Here is a 6,198-nt window from a genome sequence, read left to right on the forward strand (position 1 = left end):
GCCCGCACTTCCGTACAGACGCTCTAACGTCCCCTCCACTCAGATAACCGACCGTCGTGCATGCGCATGTCGGTGGGGTCATCGACCTTAGAGGGAACGCTCGTCGCTGCGGATTAACAGTAGTGAATGTTTGCTTACGTTTTGTTCAATGTTGGCCGAATTTCGGCCGAGTTGCAGTCGTTCCCTAACCACTACTCTCGGCCCCGTTAGCGTCAGTTCCGAGTGGGATAGTGGAAGGGCCCGCTTCAGGTGCTCCAGGCCGTCATCCCCCGCCGCGCCAATCGCCTCGTGCAACGTCCTCTGGATGAATATCTGTACGCCTCCTGAAACGTGGTCGAACGGCTTTTCAGCCGTCAGATTTTTCAGATACCGGCCGCAAACTCTTGCTCGAGCGTCGTTCGAAATGCGTTGAACAGGCCCTCGATCACACCAGGTCTTTCTCCTTCGAGCTGTAGCATACGGTGTCCCCCGCCCAGCATCTGGTTAAGCATCGGCGGGTAGGCTTCGCCTGGTGCCAACGCCTCCAGAATCAGCGGCCGGATTGCTGGTACGACGAGAGCCACCATGTCCCGCGCAAGCAGTGCTGCCCCAGCGACGTCCGGATCGAATCCGTGGGCTTCGAGAAGGTCCAGAGCGTCGCCGTCGTAGAGGCGATCGTAGTTACCAGCGTCTGCATATCTCGACATCAGGAACCGCAGGTCTGTCGCGTCCCTTGCATGCGCGGTGTGCCTGTCTCGCCACGCGAGGATCTTGAGCATCGCGAGCGCCGGAAGGGACGCAACGAGGACAACGACGTCGTCTGCCAGTTCAACCTCGACGGCCGCCTCCAGCGCTTCGCCAAAGCCAGCGACGTTCATCCGGAAAGCGCCACCTGGCCATTCAATCTCGCGGTCACCCTCGCGCTCGAGTCCCCCGAAGGGAACGATATCTAGCCACATCCTTTCGCCTGAGTCGGGCGCGGTGTAATAGAGCCGCTGAGCCTCCCCACTGGGCTCGAACCTTCCTGTGCCAATGAGCGCGTCGCGCAGTTCCCTGTCGCCTTGCCAGCTTTCGATGCACACGCCAATGTCGACGTCGGCGGTCGCCCGCGACTGCTCGATCCCGAAGCGGTGCGTGGTCAAGATGTCGCGGGCCGTCGCCCCGCCCACAAACCATGCTGCGCCAGCTTGACTCGCCGCGATCGAGACGTCACGCAGGACGGCGACTGACATCTCGGGGAAAGGATGGGCCTCGTGCAGCTTAATTGCCATGTTGGATGTACTGGTCACGAATCAACTGCGCGGTTTCGAAGTTGCGCGAGTCACCGCTCGCGACGAGATCGGCGTACACGAGCACGGGATAGACGACGTTGTCGACAACCCCCGGGGTGCGGTTCAACTCGAAGGGCGCCTTGAGAAACTCAACGTTTCCCGTAGGGTCCGGCCGCAGCCGCCCGCGACTGATCATCTGGGTGGGGATCCCGTTGGTGCAGTACACCGTCACGACTGCTGGTTTCAGATAATTCGTCATGAGCGCAGCGGCCGACTCACCACCCAACATCCATTCGTCGTTCGACGCCAGCATGTCGGTCCACCAGTTCGGCTCCGTCGCGCGGTATCGTCCGAGTTTCAGTGATTCCCTTAGGAGCGAGGGATACAGCGTGACCCATTCATCGAGCAACCGGTCGAAGTTGGTGAAAGCCAAGCCGTCCCCGCGCTCGATCAGGTCCTTACGCTGGAGTAGCGTTTGCACGGTGGTGTGTGCGGTGCCGGTGCTCACGCCGGCAAACATTGCGATCGTGCGTCTGCTTTCGTGGAGTAGCGCTGGCCTAACGAGCAGCGCGAGGATGACCTGAAGTGATCGCTTGGACCAGAGGCTGGGTCGACGCAGCTCGGTGGCGCGCGGACGACCGGAAATCAGGACCAGAGCGTTACGGTCTTTCACGAATGCGTTGCCAGACTCGTCGATCGCGTTCACGCCAAGGCTGCGGCAGGCGTTGACAAGGGCGGGTGAAAGATACGATGTCACGAGGAGAACATGCTGGGCGTCGTGCAGGCCGCTGGTGGCAGCCAGAGCGGAGAGCCGCTCCTGGCGGTCGATTGAGGGTACTACGACGGCCACGCGGCGCACCGGTGGATCTAGCTTGAACTCGACTGTGCTGCCGTAGCCGGTACCGGGCCGCGTCGGCATGACCGACGTCGCAACGCCCGCGCTGACGCTGAATGCCTGCGTGGCGGATGTGACGAGTGGGTCGGGGGCGGCGACTGAGGCGCGCATCTGCAACTCCGTTCAATTTTTTCTAGTGTACACGATGCGTGAACAGTAGAAAATATTGAACAGCGCTGGGAATGTGTTCAAAACGGCGGGCCATTCACGGCGCCTGAACGCGACGTGAAAATGAACGCAGGAGTCTCAGGCCATCAGCGGGCTAGGGCCCTTCGGATCGGTTCACGCAGCGGGAGGAGCAGCGTGACCGTATCGCTGGGCGATGACGTGTTGCGTCGACGTCTGTGCTGACCACAGGACATGCACATGACGAGATTCATTTAACTTCGAACTCGTCCCGGCGACGGCGTCGCGTTTGCGGCGACCGCATTAAACCGGGTTCGCCCTCTCCAATCATTGGCTCTTGCCCTCGCGAGGACGCCCGAGTGTCGCATTCATGTCGGAAACGGCCGTAGGTTGTGCATCGACGCCGACATCCGCTTAGGGTCGCGTGCCGCCGATCGCGGACAGGCAAGGGTCGGCCAGGAAAAGTCATCCAGTGCCGCTTTCTAATTCGTGGACAATTTTCGCTACCATCGGTCGTGTGTATTTCTCGACCGGATCCTCCCCGGTTCGGCCAACTTCACCGGCGTCGAAGGCTAAATAGACTTCGTTAAAGAACCTGGGCCAAGCGTCTTCCCCGTGCGAGGCGAAATCGTCATACACGAAACCAACTACAGCGATCACCACCGCGTCACAAAACCAGAATGGGAGTCGGTCCTCGTGAAACCCAAGTGCGAGCTGCCGAGCTATCGCGTCGTATGCCTCGCGCCTTGTCGAACCGACAATCTCGATCCAGCGTTCGAGGTCGTGTGCTGAAAGCAACGACGCTGGACCTGTCTGCTCGTAGCGAGACTGCAATTGCCTTATATAGTCTGCTTGCGGATCTTGTGGAACCGGGCTCATGCGGCGGCTTTTGCTTGTAATTGACGACAGATTGTAAGCGGCCATACGACAGCATTTTGAACGGCTGCTTGCGGCAGTTTCGTAGGTCTCTTCAGGGTCGGCCAGCGACCACCAGCAGTCGGCGCAGACTAACGTTCCCTTCATTCGAAAGGAGAACGTCATGAAAACGACCGCGATCAATACGCTGGGGCGCGTCCCGTGGAACAAAGGCAAGTTCACAGGCCAGAAGCCGCCGTTGAAACTGAAGGAAATTTGGGCCATCCGGATTCGCCCGCAACTTTCGGCGCGGACACGTGATCTCGCGATTTTCAACTTGGCCATCGACAGCAAGTTGAGAGCATGCGATCTGACCAAGCTACGAGTGCGTGATATTTGCCACGGCCAACATGTCATATCCCGGGCAACGGTCATGCAGCAGAAAACGCAGCGTCCGGTCCAGTTCGAGCTTACCGAGCAGACCCGGGATAGCGCGGAAGCGTGGATCGGGACCGCCGGACTGTCGCAGTCGGACTTTTTGTTCCCGAGCCGGATTCACGGGTCGCCGTACCTTTCAACGCGTCAATACGCTCGCCTCGTGCATCGCTGGATTGCATCAATTGGTCTCGACGACACGGCGTACGGAACCCATACCATGCGTCGGACAAAGGCATCACTGATCTACCGGCGCACAAAGAATCTGAGGGCGGTCCAGTTGCTACTTGGCCATTCCAAACTTGAAAGCACAGTCCGATATCTCGGCATTGAGGTAGACGATGCACTTGAGATGGCCGAACAGACTGAGGTCTGAACTAAAGCATGCCGGACGGCGGTCGGTCGCTGTCCGGGCCATTTTGAGACATTCAGCGGCACCGCTTAAACTGTCGACAATCATTGCTCCCTGGCACGCACCGAACAAAAAATGAGCGCAATTGAACTGTTGAGACCTACGACTGCGTTGCTGCCGAGCTACATTTCTGCCCTTGAGGCGGGATGGTCACCTGACAACGTTCGTAAAGAGGTCGCTGCACGCGAACAATTGCACGCCATCGAAGTGAACGCGGAGGCATTTGTCGACGGCCTGGATGACCCGAGCGCATCGGGCGGCCCGATTCCTTTGCTCGATGGCTCGCCCGTCGCCCGCCTGCCAAGCATTGTCCGATGGATTTGGGACGGCGATGTTTGCGGCGCAATCGGATTTCGTTGGCAGGCTGGAACTGCTGAATTGCCGCCGTATGTACTCGGACATATCGGCTTCTCAGTCGTGCCGTGGAAGAGATGTCACGGCTACGCCCGACAGGCGCTCAATTTGATGCTAGGCGAAGCGAGGCGACAAGGTTTGCCCCACGTCGAGTTAACGGTTGATCCCGAAAATATAGCCTCGCAGAGGGTTATCGCAGCATGCAATGGTGTCTTGATCGAGCGCTTCAGAAAGACGGCGGCCTATGGGTCCGCTGAGTCCCTTCGCTACCGCATTGAGCTAGACGACTGAGGAACCTGTCGGGCCCTGTTCGGCCAAGCAGAGACGCTCAATCAGACCTTCACGCGGACGTTCGAACGTCCGCTCCGCCCCGAACAACGGGATTACGCTCGCGATCATGTGATCGACGCTCCGTCTCCTTGGGCAGCCATGATCGTGTTCGTCGCGTCGGTTCGCCGGCATCACGAGCACCGGTGGCCTCGATACCGCGATGGATCGGGACGTGACAGGATCATCTCGAAAAGACGCAGGCATTAAAGGGCGAAAACCTGCGCACAAGGTCGGGCTCGGCGCCACTCATGGCAAGCGCCTTAGCGAGCGTGAGCCCATCTGGGACCCGACTAACGGAAGCCGTAGACCAGGACCTTTTTCCCCTCAAAGCTTTCTTGCACACCTTGCTCGCAATGCGGTGGACACATTGTGTGGTCGAAGCTCTCGCCTGACACGGTGACCGCCCTGTAGACAACGGATTCGACGAGCGTCCCGTCGGCAGCGACGACGATGTTCAGATCAGTCTCGACGCCGGCCGGCACGGCTCCGCCCGGCAGATAGACGATTTTCATGGTGCCGGTGCAATCGGGGTTCACCGTGTAGGTGCCTTCCTGTTTCGGATTGAATGTCGTCTTCCCCCCTTTCGGCAACCCGCCGATCATGCCGAAGTCGGTGCGGTCAAATTTGCCCATACCGTCAAACGTCACTAGGGCGACGTCATCGAGGATCGACGGGGCAGCGTACGGATGCAATACACCATCGTCAGTTTTCAATCCAAGTATCTCTCCGTGACCGATAAAACTAAACGGTCCCTTTAGCGTTGCGTTCGAGCAAAGGCCGCCGTGGCCGTCGTGGTCGCCGGCCTGTGCGGCGCCACTGAGCGAGAGAAGTGCAATTGGCTGTCGCTGACCAAATGCTTAAATACTTGATCTTCATGGTCCTCTCCTTGTCACCGAATCAGGCGCTTAATATTACGGCGCGCAGGGCCTATTGCCGGGGTGGATCAGGCGCCCGACTCAAATAGATGAAACAAAAAATGGCTGCAGTAATCCCTGCAGCCGCCGTTTGCGGAGCAAGCGATGAGAGAATGTGGGGCCGTCGGCACGGCCGCGTCTTGAGATGTGTGGCGTGGGCCAAAATGATGAATGGCGACGCCCTTCACCAAGCAGTGATTTTTCCGCTCGGTGTCGGCAGACACGTGCAGAAGCGGGTTGCACGAAAGTCTGCGCATTTGTGACTTTGTGAGTCAGCCAAGCTTGAAAGTCGCATAGCAAGAATACTGTAATCCACGATGTTCGCGGCTACCAAATAAATTTCGGACAAAAGGCAGCCGTATCCAGAATCGCGCAGTGCGAATAATGCGCTCTCGCTGTGTAGCGAATGCCCGCGCAGGCCTCAGAGGTCGGTCAGCATGCAGGCGCGGATGGCCATTGCACCCAAGAAGCTGCCGTTGACGTGACCTCCCCATCGTCGTCCGAAACGGGTCGAGACCTCCCACGTCCACCCGGAAGCCAAAAGCATCCGTTGAAGGGGAACATCAACAGCGGTCGCTGCTTGACTGACGAGGTATGTGTGCGACTGATGTCATCGATTGTTGATTC

6 protein-coding genes are annotated in these 6,198 nt (G+C 58.8%); 2 read left to right on the forward strand and 4 right to left on the reverse strand.

All coding sequences use genetic code 11. The features are described 5' to 3' along the window. Positions 1 to 362: 362 nt before the first annotated feature. The 3 genes from M0D69_RS18715 to M0D69_RS18725 form a co-directional block, all read right to left on the reverse strand. On the reverse strand, positions 363 to 1,250 hold the full coding sequence (locus tag M0D69_RS18715; RefSeq protein WP_301783438.1) for a nucleotidyl transferase AbiEii/AbiGii toxin family protein: 888 nt from the start codon (positions 1,248 to 1,250) through the stop codon (positions 363 to 365). After that, complete coding sequence (locus M0D69_RS18720) at positions 1,240 to 2,256, reverse strand: type IV toxin-antitoxin system AbiEi family antitoxin (RefSeq protein WP_301783439.1); 1,017 nt, start codon at positions 2,254 to 2,256, stop codon at positions 1,240 to 1,242. The genes M0D69_RS18715 and M0D69_RS18720 overlap by 11 nt, the downstream gene beginning before the upstream one ends. A 480-nt stretch (positions 2,257 to 2,736) precedes the next feature. Beyond that, positions 2,737 to 3,312 (reverse strand): hypothetical protein, encoded by a 576-nt coding sequence (locus tag M0D69_RS18725; RefSeq protein WP_301783440.1) that lies wholly within the window; start codon positions 3,310 to 3,312, stop codon positions 2,737 to 2,739. Between M0D69_RS18725 and M0D69_RS18730 the strand changes: the two genes are divergently transcribed. Next, positions 3,311 to 3,937 (forward strand): tyrosine-type recombinase/integrase, encoded by a 627-nt coding sequence (locus M0D69_RS18730; RefSeq protein WP_301783441.1) that lies wholly within the window; start codon positions 3,311 to 3,313, stop codon positions 3,935 to 3,937. The two genes, M0D69_RS18725 and M0D69_RS18730, sit on opposite strands and share 2 nt — an antisense overlap. A 111-nt stretch (positions 3,938 to 4,048) precedes the next feature. Then, positions 4,049 to 4,618 (forward strand): GNAT family N-acetyltransferase, encoded by a 570-nt coding sequence (locus tag M0D69_RS18735; protein ID WP_301783442.1) that lies wholly within the window; start codon positions 4,049 to 4,051, stop codon positions 4,616 to 4,618. A gap of 329 nt (positions 4,619 to 4,947) precedes the next feature. On the opposite strand, the gene M0D69_RS18740 is transcribed toward M0D69_RS18735, so the two are convergent. Then, positions 4,948 to 5,370 (reverse strand): hypothetical protein, encoded by a 423-nt coding sequence (locus tag M0D69_RS18740; protein ID WP_301783443.1) that lies wholly within the window; start codon positions 5,368 to 5,370, stop codon positions 4,948 to 4,950. Positions 5,371 to 6,198: the final 828 nt, after the last annotated feature.

It is taken from the genome of Caballeronia sp. SEWSISQ10-4 2, from assembly GCF_030464885.1.
GTDB lineage: Bacteria > Pseudomonadota > Gammaproteobacteria > Burkholderiales > Burkholderiaceae > Caballeronia.